The organism is Candidatus Binataceae bacterium, assembly GCA_035508495.1.
GTDB lineage: Bacteria > Desulfobacterota > Binatia > Binatales > Binataceae > JASHPB01.
The window spans coordinates 18,019-36,954 of record DATJMX010000012.1 but is presented as its reverse complement, the minus strand read 5'-3'; the positions used below and the strand labels follow the sequence as shown (position 1 = coordinate 36,954).

At 60.6% G+C, this 18,936-nt stretch carries 13 protein-coding genes; 12 read left to right on the top strand and 1 reads right to left on the bottom strand.

Annotated features, from left to right (window positions below):
* The first annotated feature begins 178 nt into the window (after window positions 1-178).
* The 12 genes from VMA09_03625 (at window position 179) to VMA09_03570 (ending at window position 17,797) form a co-directional block, all read left to right on the top strand.
* Window positions 179-1,030, top strand: coding sequence for an LLM class flavin-dependent oxidoreductase (locus VMA09_03625; protein ID HUA32665.1), 852 nt, complete (start codon window positions 179-181; stop codon window positions 1,028-1,030).
* A 117-nt stretch (window positions 1,031-1,147) separates the two neighbouring features.
* Window positions 1,148-2,395 (top strand): aldo/keto reductase, encoded by a 1,248-nt coding sequence (locus tag VMA09_03620; protein ID HUA32664.1) that lies wholly within the window; start codon window positions 1,148-1,150, stop codon window positions 2,393-2,395.
* 197 nt (window positions 2,396-2,592) lie between these two features.
* Entirely contained in the window at window positions 2,593-2,943 is a 351-nt protein-coding gene (locus tag VMA09_03615; protein HUA32663.1) for a hypothetical protein, read from the top strand.
* Between the two features lie 410 nt (window positions 2,944-3,353).
* Window positions 3,354-5,081 carry a potassium-transporting ATPase subunit KdpA gene (gene kdpA / locus VMA09_03610; GenBank protein ID HUA32662.1) on the top strand — a complete coding sequence of 576 codons (1,728 nt, stop codon included), beginning with the start codon at window positions 3,354-3,356 and terminating at the stop codon, window positions 5,079-5,081.
* Window positions 5,082-5,101: 20 nt separating this feature from the next.
* The gene (gene kdpB / locus VMA09_03605; protein HUA32661.1) at window positions 5,102-7,147 is read left to right on the top strand and encodes a potassium-transporting ATPase subunit KdpB; all 2,046 of its coding nucleotides are present in this window, start codon (window positions 5,102-5,104) and stop codon (window positions 7,145-7,147) included.
* 11 nt (window positions 7,148-7,158) lie between these two features.
* Window positions 7,159-7,788: a potassium-transporting ATPase subunit KdpC gene (gene kdpC / locus VMA09_03600; protein HUA32660.1), complete on the top strand. Its 630-nt coding sequence runs from the start codon at window positions 7,159-7,161 to the stop codon at window positions 7,786-7,788.
* A 172-nt stretch (window positions 7,789-7,960) separates the two neighbouring features.
* Entirely contained in the window at window positions 7,961-9,121 is a 1,161-nt protein-coding gene (locus VMA09_03595) for a universal stress protein (GenBank protein HUA32659.1), read from the top strand.
* The gene (locus tag VMA09_03590; protein HUA32658.1) at window positions 9,118-10,905 is read left to right on the top strand and encodes an ATP-binding protein; all 1,788 of its coding nucleotides are present in this window, start codon (window positions 9,118-9,120) and stop codon (window positions 10,903-10,905) included. The genes VMA09_03595 and VMA09_03590 overlap by 4 nt, the downstream gene beginning before the upstream one ends.
* Entirely contained in the window at window positions 10,905-12,236 is a 1,332-nt protein-coding gene (locus tag VMA09_03585; protein HUA32657.1) for a sigma-54 dependent transcriptional regulator, read from the top strand. The genes VMA09_03590 and VMA09_03585 overlap by 1 nt, the downstream gene beginning before the upstream one ends.
* Window positions 12,237-12,403: 167 nt before the next feature.
* Window positions 12,404-15,586, top strand: a complete 3,183-nt coding sequence (locus VMA09_03580; protein ID HUA32656.1) for an efflux RND transporter permease subunit — start codon at window positions 12,404-12,406, stop codon at window positions 15,584-15,586.
* A gap of 15 nt (window positions 15,587-15,601) precedes the next feature.
* The gene (locus VMA09_03575; GenBank protein HUA32655.1) at window positions 15,602-16,759 is read left to right on the top strand and encodes an efflux RND transporter periplasmic adaptor subunit; all 1,158 of its coding nucleotides are present in this window, start codon (window positions 15,602-15,604) and stop codon (window positions 16,757-16,759) included.
* A 24-nt stretch (window positions 16,760-16,783) separates the two neighbouring features.
* The gene (locus VMA09_03570; protein HUA32654.1) at window positions 16,784-17,797 is read left to right on the top strand and encodes an aldo/keto reductase; all 1,014 of its coding nucleotides are present in this window, start codon (window positions 16,784-16,786) and stop codon (window positions 17,795-17,797) included.
* Window positions 17,798-17,877: 80 nt separating this feature from the next.
* Here the strand turns inward: VMA09_03570 and VMA09_03565 are convergent, their stop codons facing one another.
* Entirely contained in the window at window positions 17,878-18,921 is a 1,044-nt protein-coding gene (locus tag VMA09_03565; GenBank protein HUA32653.1) for a PHB depolymerase family esterase, read from the bottom strand.
* Window positions 18,922-18,936 lie beyond the last annotated feature (15 nt).

Here is an 18,936-nt window from a genome sequence, read left to right as displayed (position 1 = left end):
TTCATCTTTAGCTCCCTTGCCACGGTTTCAGGCGCGGCGAAGTTCAAGTTCCTCACTGATTAAGCCTATGGCGATGAGCGAGCGCGTGCATCATTCGCGCTAGTAGCAAATCTATTGACTTCCGAGCGCTAATCCCGTCACGACTCGTCGTGATAATGAAAGACGCGGGGAGGCTGTTATGCGTTTCACATTGATGCTCTCCCGGGGCGAATACCGGGACTTCATCGCCATCGCACAAGCGGCGGAGGCGGCGGGATTCGCGTCCATCACGATGCCGGACAGCCTGTTCTTTCCGGTGACGACGACCTCGAAATATCCATATGCGGATACCGAAAATATTCGCGTGTACATTTCGATGACGCCGTTTATCGAACCGCTCATCGCGATGACCTGGATGGCCGCGGTGACAAAGACGCTGCGCTTCTATCCGGCGGTGATGAAAGTTCCGGTGCGCCAGCCGCTCGTGCTCGCCAAGGCGCTCAGCTCGCTTGCGGTCATATCGAATAATCGCGTCAGCTTGGGCGCTGGCCTGAGCCCCTGGCGCGAGGACTTCGCCTACAACGGGATGAACTTCGACCGGCGCGGCGAGCTGATGAACGAATCTATCGAGATCATCCGCGGCGCGATGACGGGGCAATATTTCGAATTTCATAGCCGCAACTACGATATCGGCCCGATGAAGCTGAACCCGGTGCCCGACCGTCCAGTGCCGATCCTGTACGGCGGCCATAGCAAGCCCGCGCTAATCCGCGCTGCGAAGCTATGCGACGGCTGGATCTCCGCCAACGCCGAGACGTCTGCGCTGAAGACGATGATCGACGAGCTCAACGCCTATCGCGGCGAGTTTGGAACCCTCGGCCGCAGCGACTACGAGATTCACGTCATGGACATAACCGCCAGCAAGCTCGAGGACTACAGACGCCTCGGCGACATCGGCGCGACCGACACCGTCGCGGGCTTCGTGAGCGAAGGCCAGCAGATGCTCGACGACATCCGCCGCTTCGGCGAGACAGTCATCGCGAAGTTTTAGGCGCAGAAGCGGAGCGGCGCCGCGTATTCATTTTCGCACATTGTGATCTCACTGGCGCGGTGTTCAAATTGATCGCGTGCGGCGCGATGCACCCGCGGCCGCGTCGGAGGTGTGCTGATGTCACGCGATGATTATCCGCTCGACCGCCCCTCTATCGATCGCCGCGAGTTCCTGAAGTGCGGCGCGCTGGCCGGCCTCGGCGTTGGATTCCTTGGCCTCGCCGCCGAGACCTCCGCCTCGATCAGCCCGCCGCCCAAAGTCCAGCGCTACGTTGCGCTCGGCAAGACCGGCCTCAAGATTTCTGACATTTCCTTTGGATCGAGCCGTCTGCGCGCGGGCCAGGAAGACCTCGTCAATCATGCGTTCGACGCCGGCATCAATTACTTCGATACCGCGTCCGACTACACCGATGGCGAATCCGAGACCACGCTCGGTAACGCGCTGCGCGGCAAGCGCGATAAAGTAGTGCTCACCTCCAAGACCTTCGCGATGCCCGACGATCGCCGCGATGTGATCATGTCGTCGCTCGAAGGCAGCCTGAAGCGCCTCCAGACCGATCACGTCGATATCTACTTCAACCACGCCGTTAACGACGTGGCGCGCCTCAAGAATCCCGAATGGTACGAGTTCGTCGCGCAGGCGCGAAAGCAGGGCAAACTGCGCTTCACCGCGATGTCGGGTCACGCGGGCAACCTCGGCGAATGCCTCGAATATGCGATCGACTCCGGCCACTACGACGTGATCCTGGCCGCCCACAACTTCGGGCAGGATCCGTCGTTCTTCAAACGTTATTTCCACAATTTCGATTTTATCGCCGTCCAACCCGAGCTGCCGCGGCTGCTCGCCAAGGCGAAGTCCAAGGGCATGGGCACGGTCGTGATGAAGACGCTGATGGGCGCGCGTCTCAACGACATGCGTCCATACGAGAAGGACGGCGCGACCTTCGCCCAGGCGGCGTTCCGATGGGTGCTTTCCGGAGGCAACGTCGATGCGCTGATTGTGTCGATGACGAGCCGCGAGCTTATCGACGAGTACCTGGGCGCTTCCGGAGCGCATTCAACCGCCGTCGGCGATACCACCCTGCTGCGGCGCTACATGGCGTTCAACTCAGCTTCATATTGCCGCCATGGATGCAACGTCTGCGAGAGCTCGTGTCCGAGCGAGGTCCCGATCGCTGAAGTTCTGCGCACCGGGATGTACGCACGCGACTATCGCGATATGGAGTTCGCGCGCCGCGAGTATGCGATGCTCGCGGTCAATGCCTCAGCGTGCATCGATTGCGCGGCTAAACCGTGCGCGAACGCCTGTCCGATCGGGATCCCGACGGCGGAACTGACAGCGCCAACTCACAGGCTGCTGACCTAGTTCAATAGTGCAGTTTGCATTGTTGGGCACGATGCAAATCGAAATCTGAGCTGCCTGTGCTTCGAAAATTCGAGCATTTTCGCGGCCTTTTTCCGTGGCACGCCCGCTGCTGATAGCGGCCGATGCTGCAACTGCTTCAGCGGCGCCGGAGTGCTCGCGATCGACGCGACGCTCGTCTGGCCCCCCTCCACGACCGAATGCTCAGCCATCCGAGCGAGCATCGGCATGAGTACGTCGTGAAGTCCCTGGGGCGCTTGCCCGGGTTGCTCAAACCCCATCGCTACGTCTACCTGTGCCTCCGATGCAAATGGACTTTCGTCGTCAACGATGGTCGCCGCGGCGTGATCAGCGCCGTCGATCACGATCTGGCTCCGCTGCCTGAGCATCAGGCTACCGAGCGTCTGGCGAGCTTCGGCGCCGGACCCTGTCCGAGTCTCGACATTCTGCATCACCTGCCGGTGCGTGTTCACCGCCCGTCACCGCGGCTTGCATTGGTCGATCGCCGCGCTACGCAGGAACGACGGCCCGACATTCGCCCGTCGCTCTGACCCGCTCTCAGTTTAGTCGCTAATATCTCCGCAACATTCCTGATTGCAGTATTGCAACTAAATGTAGTTCGTTGTTCCCTTCGGATACACAGCTTTTAGAGACTACCTCGATGCCAAATGCATCGGATGCACGATGCAATTAGTAGTGCGGCAGCCCCGGCGCAAAAAAACGTGAATGAAATCCAATGTATTATTCACTGGTACGGATAGTGCTCAACGGGGTCCATCATGCTTGATGTAATCGCAATTCTGGCAACTGTCGTGTTTTTTGCGATCTCAATCGCCTACGTACGAGGATGTGAAAAACTATGAACCTCGAAATGACCCTCGGTCTCGTTTGCGCTATCGCGCTGACTGTCTACCTGGTCTACGCGATGCTTCGGCCTGAGAAGTTCTGACGGAAGACTCAGATGACATCGAATGCACTTGTTCAGATCGGCTTTTTCCTGCTGCTGGTAACCGCCGTCAGCGTCCCGCTGGGACTGTATATGGCGCGAGTCTTCAGCGGCCAGCATACGTTTTTGGATCCTGTCCTTCTGCCAATCGAGAGGTTCATCTATCGCACCACCGGAGTGAAACCCGGCGTTGAGATGACCTGGCAGGAATATACAATCTCGATGCTCTTGTTCGCCTTTGTCGGGATGCTCTTGCTGTACGCGATCGAGCGTTTGCAGGGGCTATTGCCGTTCAATCCGCAAGGTCTCAGTGCGGTGGCCTCAGATCTCGCCTTTAACACCGCAGCCAGTTTCACCACTAACACGAACTGGCAGGCCTACGGCGGCGAGACCACGATGAGCTACCTGACCCAGATGGCCGGGCTGGCTTTTCACAACTTCGTCTCGGCGGCCGCAGGTATCGCGGTGGCAATCGCCGTCATCCGCGGCTTCGTCCGCAAGAGTTCGCAAACCCTCGGCAACTTCTGGTACGACCTGACCCGCACCATCCTCTGGGTTCTGCTTCCGATTTCGATCGTATTGACTCTGGTTCTGGTCTGGCAGGGAGTGCCGCAGAATCTCCATCCTTATACCCACGCCAAGACACTCGAAGGCGTCGAGCAGGTGATTGCGCAGGGGCCGGTTGCGTCCCAGGAAGTGATCAAGGAGCTCGGCACCAACGGCGGTGGCTTCTTCAACGCCAATTCGGCGCACCCGTTCGAAAATCCAACGCCCCTCACCGACATCATCGAATTGGTCGCAATCTTCGCCATCGGCGCCGGGCTGACTCATACCTTCGGCAAGATGGCAGGGGATCGGCGCCAGGGCTGGGTTCTGTTCGGAGCGATGGCGTTCCTGTTTATCGTCGGCGCCTTCGTCGCAACCTGGTGCGAGCAGAGAGGCAACCCGCAGTTCGCCGCGATGGGCATCGACCAGGCCCCGACCGCCACGCAGAGCGGCGGCAACATGGAGGGCAAGGAGGTCCGCTTCGGCATCGTCGATTCCGCGCTGTGGGCGACCGTCACCACTGACACCTCCTGCGGCGCCGTCAACTCGATGCACGACAGCTACACGCCGCTCGGCGGATTCGTGCCGCTGCTCAACATGCAGATCGGCGAAATTATCTTCGGCGGCGTCGGCTCGGGCCTCTACGGGATGCTCGTGATGGCGGTGCTGTCGGTGTTCATCGCGGGCCTGATGGTCGGGCGTACACCGGAATACCTGGGTAAGAAGATCGAAGGCCGCGAAATGAAACTCGCGATGCTCTTCATCCTGATCTTCCCCGCAGTCATCCTGCTCCCCGCAGGCGTCGCAATCGTGAGCAAGGCCGGCCTCGCCGGAATCTCCAACCCGGGACCGCACGGATTCTCGCAGATTCTTTACGCCTACACCGAGGCCTCGGCCAATAACGGCTCGGCCTTCGCCGGCCTCAACGCGAACTCGCAATTCTACAACTGGACGCTGGGATTCGTGATGCTGTTCGGGCGCTTCATGATGAAAATCCCGGTGCTCGCGATGGCCGGTTCACTGGTCGGCAAGAAAGCCGTCCCGGTGAGCGCCGGAACTTTTCCGACTACGGGTTTTATCTTCGTCGTGCTGCTGGTCGGCGTGATCATGATCGTCGCCGCTCTGACCTTCTTCCCGGCCGATGCGCTGGGACCGATTGTCGAAGAGCTCGCGATGCGCGCCGGACATCTCTACTAGGAAAAACGGAAGTTACTTCGATGGCTGATCGTAAAGCACCTTCACTTTGGAATGGCGACATCGTTCGCGTTGCGCTGGTCGATTCGCTCAAAAAGCTCGACCCACGCATCCAACTCCGCAACCCCGTCATGTTCGTGGTCGAGGTCACTGCGCTCGCGGTCTCGATCATTCTCCTCCACGACATGTTCGCCGCTGGAGAGCGGCAGTATGCCGGGTTCGAATTTCAGATCGCTATCTGGCTGTGGTTCACGGTCCTGTTCGCAAACTTCGCCGAAGCGATGGCTGAAGGACGTGGCAAGGCGCAGGCCGACAACCTGCGCAAGACGCGCACTGAGACGATGGCCAAGCTGGTCGGCGACGACGGTAAAACGACGGTCGTTGCCGCGCCTCAACTGCGCCGTGGCAATGTCGTGATGGTCGAAGCCGGCGACGTGATTCCCGGCGATGGCGAAGTCATCGAAGGCGTCGCGGCGGTCAACGAAGCGGCAATCACGGGCGAATCCGCTCCCGTCATTCGCGAGAGCGGCGGCGATCGCAGCGCGGTCACCGGCGGCACCACCGTCATCTCGGACTGGATCAAAGTCCGGATCACCGCCAACCCCGGCGAGACCTTCCTCGATCGCATGATTTCGCTGGTCGAAGGCGCAGCACGTCAGAAGACCCCCAACGAAATCGCGCTGAGCATCCTGCTCGCCGGCCTCACTATCGTCTTCATGCTGGTGTGCGTGAGCCTGTTCCCGTTCGCCAAGTACGGCGGCACGGTCCTCTCGCTGCCGGTGCTGGTCGCCCTGCTGGTATGCCTGATTCCGACGACAATCGGTGGCCTGCTCAGCGCAATCGGAATCGCCGGCATGGATCGCCTGGTGCAACACAACGTGCTGGCGATGTCAGGTCGCGCGGTCGAGGCGGCCGGCGACGTCGACACGCTTCTGCTCGACAAGACCGGAACGATCACGCTCGGCAACCGCATGGCGACCGAGTTCATCCCGGTCCTCGAAGTTGCGGTTGAAGAACTCGCGGACGCCGCGCAACTCGCGTCGCTCGCCGACGAAACTCCCGAGGGCCGCTCGATCACGGCGCTGGCCAAGCGCGAGTTCAATATCCGCGGCCGCGAGCTCGCCGATCGCGAGGCCGAGTTCATCCCGTTCTCGGCCCAGACCCGCATGAGCGGCGTGAACCTCAATGGCCGCCAGATCCGCAAGGGCGCGACCGAGCAGGTCGTGACCTTCGTCAAGGAGAACGGCGGCACGCCTCCGCCCGAGCTCGCCGGAATCGTCGAGCGGATCGCGCACAGCGGCGGCACGCCGCTGGTCGTCGCCGACAAGTCGCGTGTGCTGGGCGTGATTCATCTGAAGGACGTCGTCAAGGAAGGCATCCGCGAGCGCTTTGCGCGCCTGCGCGCGATGGGCCTCAAGACCGTGATGATCACGGGCGACAATCCGCTAACCGCCGCCGCGATCGCGCACGAGTCGGGCGTCGATGAATTCCAGGCCGAGGCGACTCCCGAAACCAAGCTCCGGCTCATCCGCGAAGAACAGCAGCAAGGCAAGCTGGTCGCGATGATCGGCGACGGCACCAACGACGCGCCGGCACTTGCGCAGGCCGATGTCGGAATCGCGATGAACGCGGGCACCCAGGCCGCGCGCGAAGCCGGCAACATGATCGATCTCGATTCCAATCCAACCAAGATCATGGAGGTCGTCGAGATCGGCAAGCAGCTCCTGATCACGCGCGGCGCGCTGACGACCTTTTCGATCGCCAACGACGTCGCCAAGTACTTCGCAATCATCCCCGCGATGTTCGTGCTCGGCTATCCCGAGCTGCAAGCGCTCAACATCATGCATCTGGCCAATCCGCAGAGCGCGATCCTGTCGGCGGTCATTTTCAACGCGCTCATTATCATTGCGCTGATTCCGCTCGCGCTGCGCGGCGTGCAATATCGCCCGCTCGGCGCGGCCTCGATCCTCACCCGCAACCTGCTCATCTACGGCGTGGGCGGCGTGATCATTCCCTTCATCGGCATCAAGCTCATCGACCTCGTGGTGGTCGCGCTGAGGCTTGCCTAGGAGATATTGCGATGCGTGCTTTCTGGATTTCGGTTCGAATGACGATTGTGCTGACGATTCTGCTGGGCCTCGTCTATCCGCTCGTGATGGTTGTGATCGCGCACGTGCTGTTCCCGCATGAAGCCAACGGCACTTTGATCACGCGCGACGGCACCGTGGTTGGTGCGGAGGTTATCGGTCAGAACTTCAGCTCGAGCAAGTACTTTCATTCGCGCCCTTCGGCCGCGGGCAACGGATATGACGCGAGCAATTCGGGCGGCTCGAACCTGGGACCGACCAACAAGACTCTGATCGACACGGTGCAGAAACGCCTCAAGGATACGATCGAGGCTGAAGGCGGCGTGCCCGCATCGAAGGTTCCGGTCGATATGGTGACGGCGTCGGGCAGCGGCCTTGATCCTGATATCAGTCCGGCGTCGGCGGACCTTCAGATCGATCGCGTCGCGCGTACTCGCGGCCTCAGCCCTGATTCCGTGCGCCAGCTCGTCGAGCAGAACACTACAGGTCGCTGGGCCGGTATCCTGGGCGAACCCGCGGTTAACGTTCTCGATCTGAACCTGGCGCTCGACGCGATGAGCGCCGCGCCGAAGGCGGCCGCCGAAGCTCATTCGCCCGCTCAAACCGCGCGCGCCGCTCAATAAGGCGGCCCTTTACACCCCTCGCGGGACGATGCTGCCAGTGGGATACTTCCTGCTGGCAGCATCGGCGCTTCTAATGGAACCGTCGCTCCTCAAATCAACGCTGCATAAAGCGATGCGCACAGCGGCGAACCTCGCACGACCTCGCCGCGCGTGCTCCGCAGCGGAGCCTTGAATGAAGGAAGAGCGCCGCCCGCTTCCGGAATCGTTCCTCGACCTCGAACCAAATCCGCAGAAGGGCAAACTCAGGATTTATATCGGCGCCGCCGCTGGCGTCGGCAAGACCTTCCGGATGCTCGAGGAGGCCCATCAGCTCCGCGACCGCGGCCACGACGTCGTTATCGGCCTGGTCGAAACGCACAATCGCGCCGACACGGTTGCGCGCGTCGGTGACCTCGAAATCGTCCCGCGCAAGAAGATCAACTATCGCGGCGTGACGATCGACGAGATGGACGTCGACGCGATCATCGCGCGCAATCCCGAATTCGCGATCGTCGACGAGCTCGCGCACAGCAACGTCGCGGGATCCAAGCACGAAAAGCGCTACCAGGATGTCGAAGACCTGCTGGCGGCAGGCATCAACGTCATCACCGCGATGAACATCCAGCACGTCGAAAGCCTCAACCCCCTGATGAAGCAGGTCACCGGCATCGAGGTCCGTGAGACCGTGCCCGATTCGTTCATGTCGCGCGCCGACCAGGTCGTCAACGTCGATGTTACCGTTGAGGCGCTGCGCGAGCGGCTGCGCGAAGGCAAGATCTATCCGCAATCGCAGATCGAGCAGGCACTGCGCAACTTTTTTCAACCCGGCAACTTGACCTCATTGCGCGAGCTCGCGCTGCGCGAGACCGCGCGCAGCCTCAATCGTCAACGCGAGGGCGCAGAGGCGATAAAGCGCGAGGGCGGCCGCCGCCCCCAGGTCCACGATCGGATCATGGTCGGCATCTCGTCCAACGCGAGCGACACCGGCAAGCTCCTGCGCAAGGCGGCGCGCGTCGCGACTCAGCTCGGCGCCGACTGGTACGCCGTCCACGTCGAGACGCCGCGCGAATCGGTCAAGAAAATCAGCACCGGCGACTTCGTCGCGCTGCTCGACAATATCAATCTCGCCGGCGACCTCGGCGCCGAGACCGTTTGGCTCAAGGCCGAGGACGTCACCAAGGCCCTGCTCGATTTCGCCCGCGACAAGAACGTTACCAAGATTATCGTCGGCCGCACTCAGCAGCCGCTCTGGAAGCGGATGCTGGGGCGCGACGTGCCGATGCAGCTCGTCAAGCAAGCGCTCGATATCGACATCGAATTCCTGTCGACCTTCGAGCCGGAGGAAGCGCAATGAGCCCGCCGTCGCTGAGAACCCGGATTCGCAACGGTACCCTGATCATGCTGGCGCTGGTGGTGTTGCTGGGAATCTACACGCTGCCGCGCCTCTATTCGCTGGGCGGCGCGATCCGCAACACGCTGTATCGCAACTACGTCAGCATCGATGCCGCGCAGCACATGCACGCGGCCCTCACGCGCCTGCAGCTCGCCGAGCGCGACAACGATGGTCGCGCTGAGCTACCCGACGCGCAGAAAGAATTCATGCAGTACATGGACATCGAGAACCATGACTACACCGAGATCGGGGAGCCCGAGCTCGCGCATGAAATTCAATCGCGCGCCGAGAAACTCTTCACACAGGTCGCCGACGATCCGCCGGCCGCGCGCCATGACGTTCAGTTCGACCAGCTGCGCGAGAAGATCAACGACCTGATCCAGATGAACAAGGCCGCGATGTTCCGCGCCGACAGCCGCTCCGCAAAGATCAGCCGCCGCCTCGCATACGAGTACACCAGCGGCCTCGTCGCGGTGCTGCTTTTCGGCGCGGCTGTCGCCTGGCTGCTCGGCTATCGGCTCTCAAAGCCGCTCAGCGAGCTGGCCGATCGGCTGCGCGGCGTCAGCCAGCGCAAAACCCAGGTGCGCCTTGGGCCGCAGAACCTCGCCGAGCTCGAAGCCGTCGCGCGCGAGTTCAACCAGATGGCCGAGCGGCTCGAGCAATACGACAAACTCAACGTCGAGCGCCTCGTTTACGAGAAGAGCAAGACCGAGGCGATTATCGAGAGCCTCGAAGACGGCGTCGTGCTGATCGACTCCGCCGGTATCGTCGCGCACATCAACGAGATCGCCTCGCTCATCTTGGGACTCGAGCCGGGCGAGGCGCTCGGCAGTCCCTTCGACGATCTGAGCAGCAACCATCCGCACTACATCCGGGTTCGCGACGCGTTGCGCACGCTGCGCAAATCGGGCCCGCTCGAGCAGCGAATCGAAGTGCAGCTTCACGTGCGCGGCCGCGATCATTCTTATGTGCTCAAACCGGTGCCGCTGCGCGAGTCCGACGGCCGCACCCTCGGCACCCTGCTGATTCTCCAGGATGTCACTTACCTGCGCGATCAGGATCGTGCGCGCACCAACCTCGTGGCGACGTTGTCGCATGAGCTGCGCACCCCGCTGACCTCGCTCGCGCTCTCGGCGGAGCTGTTACGCCGCGATGAAGAAGCCTTCACGCCCAAGCAACGTGAGCTGCTGCACGCGATCCTCGAGGAATGCACGCGGATGCGCCAGCTCACCGACAACCTGCTCAACCTGGCGCGCGGCGAGATTCCTTCGATCTCCGTGCAGCGTCAGCGCCTCGACGTCGCGCGCATCGCCGAAGACGCGGTGCATCGCTTCGGAATCCAGGCTGACGAAAAGCACGTCAATTTGGCGGCGAAGATCGAACGCACACCGGAGATCGTTGGCGATCCGGTGAAGCTCTCCTGGGTCATCGCCAATCTTATCGGCAACGCGCTGCGCTACACGCCGGAGGGCGGCACGATCGAAGTGATCGCGCGCCCGGGCGATAACGTCGCGCGGCTCGAGGTCGCCGATTCGGGCCCCGGTATCGCGCCCGAACTGCGCGACTACATTTTCGAGCGCTTCGCGCAATACGGCGCCAACGATATCGAGCGCGGCTCCGCCGGCCTCGGCCTCGCCATCGTCAAGGACATCGTCGAAGCCCACGGCGGGCGCATTTATGTTGAAAGTAACAACGGCCATGGCAGCCGCTTTATTGTCGAGCTGCCCGAGGCCATGGAGGCGTAATGGCTCGCCTGCTTATCGTTGATGACGAGAAGAACATCCGCCGCAATCTGGCGACATTCTTCGAATCGCTCTCACATGATGTGAGCGCCGTCGATTCGGGCACTGACGCGCTCAAACTTCTCAATGACAAAACGTTCGACCTTGTGCTCACCGATTTCCGCATGGCCGAGATGACGGGCCTCGACCTGCTGCGCGACATCAAAAAGCGCTATCCCGAAACCCTCGTGATCCTGATGACGGCGTACGCGACCGTTGAAAGCGCCGTCGCGGCGATGAAAGCCGGCGCTTACGACTACGTCACCAAGCCGTTCACCCTCGAGCAGATTCAGCACACCGTCGAACGCGCGCTGCAGATGCAGGGGCTGCGCGCCGAGAATCGCGCGCTGCGCAACACGATCGAAGAAGCGCCGATGCTCGAGTCCAAAAGCCCGGCCATGATGCGGCTGCTCGAGACCGCGCGCCAGGCCGCTGTCAGCGACGCAACGATCCTGCTGACGGGTGAAAGCGGCACCGGCAAGAACATGCTCGCGCGCCAGATGCATCGCTGGAGTCCGCGGCGTGACCAACCGTTCGTCGTCGTTAACTGCACGACACTTTCCGAGGAGCTGCTTGAAAGCGAGCTCTTTGGCCACATGCGCGGCTCATTCACCGGCGCCGTGAAAGACAAGCCGGGCCGGCTCGAGGCCGCCGATCGCGGCACCGCGTTTCTCGATGAAATCGCGGACCTCTCGGCGCGGCTGCAAACCAAGTTCCTGCGCTTCGTCCAGGAACAGCAATTCGAGCGCGTCGGCGGCGAGCAGACCATCCGCGTCGATACCCGCATCATCGCCGCGACCAATCGCGATCTCGAAGCCGAGGTCGGCGCGCGCCACTTCCGCGAGGATCTTTTCTATCGCCTCAATGTCATCACGCTACGCATGCCTGCGCTGCGCGAACGTCGCGAAGACATCCTGCCGCTCGCGGAATGGCTTCTGTCTGCCGCCAGCATGCGCAATCAGCGTCCGGCGCTGAAGCTTTCGCAGGGCGCATCGGCCGCGCTTATGCGTTATCGATGGCCCGGCAACGTGCGCGAGCTGCGCAACGCGATCGAGCGCGCCGCAGTCCTGACCCGTGGCGAGGAAATCGCCCCGGACGATCTGCCCGACTCGCTCTTCCGCGATGCGTCCGAGGCGATCGCGCGAATTCCGCATTCCGCGAGCCTCGAGGAGGTCGAGCGCGAGCATATCGGGCGCGTCCTCGGCGAGAGTGCGACGCTGGAAGAGGCTGCCGAGGTTTTGGGCATCAACGTCACAACGCTATGGCGCAAGCGCCGCCGCTACGGCATCGAGTAGCGATAAATCCTGACGGGCGCGAACATTTTCGGCGCAGCAATCAACCGCAACTAATCCACCCGCAGGGCGCGCCTAATAAGCGGCGCGCCGTGCGCATTCTTCGCCCATCTTCGCTGTCGCAAATCTGAAACTTGTCGCGCGAGTGCTTCATCATATGAACACTCGTCATGTGGATCGTCAGACTCGCGCTTCGCCGTCCCATTTCCGTCGCCGTCATGGCGCTGTTGATGCTCGTGCTCGGCACGCTGTCGTTCTCGATGATGAACATCGACATCTTTCCCGCCATCAACGTCCCGGTCGTGCTGGTGGTATGGAACTACCCGGGTCTGGCAGCGCTCGACATGGAGCGGCGCGTTGTCATCATCAGCGAGCGCGCCTACTCGACCACCGTTAACGGCATCGAGCACATCGAATCCGAATCGATGCTCGGCATCGGGATGCTGAAAGTGTACTTCCAGCCCGGCGCCGACATCGCCAGCGCTATCGCGCAGGTCAACGCGGTCTCCGAAACGATCCTGACCACGCTGCCGCGCGGCATCGAGCCGCCGAACATCATTTCATACAACGCGGCCAACGTTCCCGTCGCGCAGCTCAATATTTCGAGTGACACGTTGTCAGTGCCGCAGCTTTTCGACTACGCGTTCAACTTCCTGCGCCTGCAGCTCTTCACGATTCCCGGTTTCTCGTCGCCGGCCCCGCTGGGCGGTGTGCAGCGCGCCGTGATGGTCAATATCGATCCGACCCAGCTCTACGCCAACAACGTATCCGCCAACGACATCGGCAACTCGCTCGCGACCTCGAACGTCATCATCCCGTCGGGCACCGCGCGCATGGGCCACTTCGAATACGACGTCGATGTGAACATGAGTCCGCCGACGGTGCGCGATTTCAACCATCTGCCGGTAAAGGTCGTCAACGGCGCGCCGGTGTTTCTGGGCGATGTCGCCTCGGTAACGGATACGCATCAGCCGCAGGAAAACGTCGTGCGCATCGACGGCAAACCCGCGACCTACCTGATGGTGATCAAGCATGCCGACGCCTCGACGATGGCGGTCGTCAATGCCGTCAAGGAGCGTCTGCCCTTCATCCGCGCCACCGCGCCCGCAGGCCTGAAAGTCGATCTTACGTTCGATCAATCGACCTTCGTGCGCGCTGCCCTTTACGAGGTGCTGCGCGAAGCGCTGATTGCGGCGTTCCTCGTCGCGGTGATGGTGCTGGTTTTCATCGGCTCCGCGCGCAGCATGCTGATCGTCATCACTTCGATCCCGCTTTCGATCTTGACCTCGATCATTTGCCTCAATCTCATGGGTCAAACGATCAACACCATGACCCTCGGCGGAATCGCGCTCGCGGTCGGGATGCTCGTTGACGATGCCACGGTCGAAGTTGAAAACATCCATCGCAACCACGCGATGCACAAGCCGCTGCTCGTCGCGATTCTCGACGGCGCACATCAAATAGCCACGCCGACGCTGGTTGGAACCCTCTCCATCTGCATCGTCTTCTTCCCCGTGGTCCTGCTGACCGGCGTCGCGCGTTTTCTTTTCACCCCCCTCGCGCTGGCCGTCGTCTTCGCGATGCTGACGTCATACTTGCTGTCGCGAACTCTCGTGCCGACGATGGCCTCCTACATTCTGCCCGAGCAGCACCAGGAGCCCGACCCGAATACCTTCGCCGGCAAATTCCTGCGCGGCTTCGAAGCGCGTTTCGAGCGCCTGCGCGAGGCTTACGCCAGCCTCCTCACGATCTTCGTCGCCAATCGTGCGATTGGCCTCAGCGCCGCAGCGCTCCTGATCATCGCTTCGCTGCCCCTTTTCGCCGTCGTCGGGCAGGATTTCTTTCCCCGCGTCGACGCGGGCATGATGCGCCTTCACGTCCGCTCACCCATCGGCACTCGCATCGAACGCAGCGAGCAGATCGACGATTCAATCGAACGCTCAATTCGACAAATCATTCCGCCCGACGAGCTCGAAAGTGTCAGCGACAACATCGGCCTGCCGATTTCATACGATCTTGCCTTCTACCAGACCGACAGCGTCGCGGCGCAGGACGCCGACATTCTCATTCAACTAAGGCCCAAGCATCATCCGACTGCATCGTATGAAGACAAGATTCGCGCGATGCTCTCGACTGACTACCCCGAAGTCCAAGGCTACTTTCAGGCCGCCGACATTGTGAGCGAAGTTCTAAACTTCGGCCTTTCCGCGATGATCGATGTTCAGGTATCGGGAAATGATCTGAACTCCGACTACGAATTCGCCTCGCGCCTGCAAAACAAACTGAGTCGCGTTCCAGGGCTAGTCGATTTGCGAATCGCCGAACCGCTCGACTATCCGGCCTTCAAGGTCGATGTCGATCGCACCAAGGCACTCGAGGTCGGGGTAACGGAACAACAGGTGGCGTCGAGTCTATTGGCGACCCTCAGCGGTGCGACGCTGCTCCAACCAAACTTCTGGCTCGACCCAAAGAACGGCGTCAATTACGACGTTATCACGCAATCGCCCTATCATCTGGTCGATTCCGTCGATGCGCTCGCTAATACACCTCTCACGCCAGGAGCAATAAACAATCCCATAGGCTCCGCACAGTTGCTATTGAATGTCGCTAACATTCATCACGATGTTGATCCTTCGGTCGTGGAGCATTACTCAGTTCAGCGAGTCATCGATCTGAACTGCGCGGTCTCGGGTCGCGATCTGGGCAGTGCGACCGACGCGGTGCAAACAGCCATCGATGGCCTGGGTAAGCTACCACCCGGCACCGTTATCACGATTCGCGGGCAGAGCCAGGCCATGCGCAGCTCGTTCCGCACCCTGAGCTTCGGTATCGTGCTCGCGATTATACTTGTTTATCTGCTCATGGCGGCGAATTTTCAGTCCTGGCTCGAACCGTTCATCATCACAATGGCTATTCCGGGCGCACTCGCCGGCGTGCTCTGGATGCTGGTGCTGACGGGAACGACGATCAACGTCGAATCGCTGATGGGCACGATCATGGCGGTTGGAGTCGGCGTCGCCAATGGCAATTTGCTAATCACCTTTGCCAATGAGATGCGCGAGGAGGGTCATAGCCCTGTTACCAGCGCCATTGAGGCCGGGCGCATCCGCTTTCGCCCGATCATAATGACGGCGCTCGCGATGATCCTTGGAATGCTGCCGATGGCGCTCGCGATCGGTGAAGGCAGCGAGCAGAACGCACCCCTGGGCCGTGCCGTCATCGGCGGTCTGCTTGCCGCAACGCTCATGACTTTGTTCGTCGTCCCGGCAATTTACTCAATCTTCAGCCGCAGTCTGGTCGGCAAGCATCAGCGCGACGCAAAGATCGCGGCAATCGCGATGCCGGGTGCGTGAGTAGGGAGTAGTTAGATGGCATCCGAAATTGTTGTTCCAAAAACAACTGAGACACGTAAGAATCGCAAACGCTTCATCGCCGTCTGTGCGATTGGAGTTCTGCTCGCATTCGTCGCGTCGGGCGGAATCGTACTGGCAACTCAGCTCCGCCTGCAACATCAGACCGGTCAATTGGCCGCCGCGGTTGCCCTCGGACCCCACGTCCTTGTCGAGCCGATTCATCGTTCGACGACGGGAGGCGATTACGACATTCCAGTGACTATTCGTGGTTATGTTGAGACTTCGATTTACGCCAAGGTCGCCGGATATATGAAGAAGATCTACGTGGACAAGGGCGACCGCGTCAGGAACGGCGAAATTATCGCGGTGCTCGAATCGCCTGAGCTCGACAAGCAAGTTGCCGACGCCAAAGCCGCCTACTGGTATCAGGAGGTCACCGATCGCCGCAATCAAACCCTGGTCCAGCAAGGCGTAATCGCACAGCAGATCGCCGATGACTCCCACGCCGCGATGCTTCAGACGAAGGCCGCGTACGAGCAGATGCTGGCGCTACAGAGTTATGAAATAGTCAGATCGCAATTCGACGGCGTCGTCACGGCCAGGTTTTTCGACCAGGGCGCGTTGATTCCGCAATCGACGTCGCCATCGACCTTCGCCAGCAACACGCCGATCGTTTCGCTGGCAACGCTCCAACCGCTGCGCATTTATGCGAATGTCCCCCAAACGATCGCACCGCTGGTGCATGATGGCGACAAGGCTTCGGTGATCGTCGCCGAGTATCCCGGGGTCGGCTTTGACGGCACGGTGACGCGACACCCGTCGGCACTCGACGAAGGCTCGCGGACGATGCTTGTCGAAGTAGATTTGCCTAATCGCGATCTGAAGCTTCTGCCCGGAATGTATGGCAACCTGCATCTTCAGACCGCATCGACGGCCGGAGCGCTGGTTGCTCCCGACGATGCGCTGGTATTTCGTGACGGCAAAGTCTATTTGCCGATCGTTCGCAGTAGCAAGATGCGCCTCGTCGACGTCAGGCTCGGCCACGACGATGGGCTCGAGGTTGCGGTAAACGGCGATATCCACGACGGTGACCTGGTCGCAATGAGCGTCGGACAAGCGGTTCGTGACGGCGAAGCAGTCCAGCCGGTCAGCCAGAAGTCGAGCAATCTCTAGCACGCGAAACCGCTAGTACCGCAAATGCATCTGACTATCATGGAAACGATAAAGATTCAGGGAACGAGCCTCGAGGTATCGCGAGTTGGACTCGGCACCTGGGCGATCGGCGGTTGGATGTGGGGCGGCAGCAACGAAAGGGAATCGATCGAGACTATTCACACCGCGATCAATAGCGGAATCACACTAATCGATACTGCTCCCGTATATGGCTTCGGCCGCTCTGAGGAAATCGTCGGCAAAGCTCTCGAAGGCGGTTTGCGCGAACGTGTCGTGATCGCCACCAAGGTTGGTCTCGACTGGAACGGCGACCAACCTTTTCGCAACGCATCGCGCGCGCGAATTTTCACTGAGATCGACGCATCGCTCAAGCGCCTGCACACTGACTATATCGATATATATCAGGTGCATTGGCCCGACCCTGAAACTCCGATTGAAGAAACGGCGGGCGCGATGCTCGAGCTGTTCAAGCAGGGCAAAATCCGCGCGATTGGCGTTAGTAACTTTTCATCTGCACAGATGGAACGTTTTCGATCGGTCGCGCCGATTCATACCTTGCAGCCTCCGTACAACCTGTTCGAGCGCGATATCGAAAAGCAGATTCTGCCCTATTGTCTACGGAACGGAATCTCAACTGTCGTTTACGGATCGATCTGCCGCGGCTTGCTCAGCGGCCGGATGCGAATCGACACCGTATTCGACGGTGATGATCTGCGTAAAACGGATCCAAAGTTCCAGGGCGAGCGTTACGCGCAATATTTGCAGACTGTCGAGCGCCTCGACCTCTTTGCCAACGAGAAATTCGTCAAGCATGTGATCGAGCTCGCGCTCCGATGGGTGCTCGATCAATCCGGCGTGTCAGTTGCGCTCTGGGGCGCACGGCGTCCGGAACAGCTCGCACCAATCAGCCGCGCGATGGGCTGGTCGCTCAGTCACGAAGCGCTGCGGCAGATCGATCGCCTCCTGCGCGAGTCGATACTCGACCCGGTCGGTCCCGAATTCATGGCGCCGCCGTCGCGCGAGCGTCTGGCAGCTTAGAAATTTCACTTGCGCCTCCTCCCCAGGGCGCGGCGTGGCGGTATGGCTCTCCCCCTCACAACCGCCACGCCATTTTTTGACTATTGTCCCGCAGGCAGCGGATGGTTCTTCATGAAGTCGAACATCCTGTCATTCCAGGTTCTGGGCCATGCGAGGTGATGCTTGAACCCGAGCATCGAGCCCGAAGTGGATATATCACCGCCGCCATCGGGATTGGTTCCACACAACGGATCGCATTGCTGAACCCGGATTCCCTCCGGGTTAACTATGATATCGTCAATCTGATTACCCAGTGCCTTGATTTGCGAGACGAATTTCAGGCCGTTGGGACAGATGCCGCCGATGTCACAGCTGTTGCGGACGTGCATGATAGGCACTTTTGGATTAGTCAGTGAGATTTCTTTGGTGCTGGCCGGCGCCCCCGCTACTGGCGTTTGCGGGCAGGCGTCGTCGAAGGCTGAGAATGGATCAGGCGCCGAGTAAACGGCGGCCGCGGCAATATTCCGACGATTCAGAGCGTAGAGCAACGCCATCGCGGCGCCATTGGACCATCCCGTCATATATATTCGATTTCGATCGATCTTGCGCGATGCCTCAACCTGCTGGATGAAATGATCGATCGCCGCCGCGTCAACGTTCTCCTTGTAGGTAGTGCCGTTTGCGATAACATCCCCGCGACTGAACTGCCGATACCAGTTGTCCCACCCCATCCCTCTGTCGTCGGGCGCCGTATAGTAGTGCGTGGTCTCGCGGCCCTCCGGCGCCAGCAGGACAAAACCCGGATGTGATGTTCCAAGATTCGTCGACTTGGACTTCGGGATTAATCCCGTTGCGATCGTGGAATCCGCATTCGCCAGTGAGCCGTGCACAAAAACGACGAGTGGATAAGCGTCGTTACTCTGCGATGATACGTAATCGTAGAGACAGGCGTAGCGCTGCGTGCCGTCGGAATCGAGCCAGGGACCGAGTTTCTCGCCGCCGAAACATCGCAGCCCGTGATTAACAACCAGGCTCGGCCATAGTCCCGTCTGAATCTGCGCCGGCGCGTCACCAAACGGACCGCACGTCGAGTCCGCCGCGAACGCGAGCGCAGATGCGATCGACAGTAATACTAGAATTAACAAACTCGTCGCTTGTCT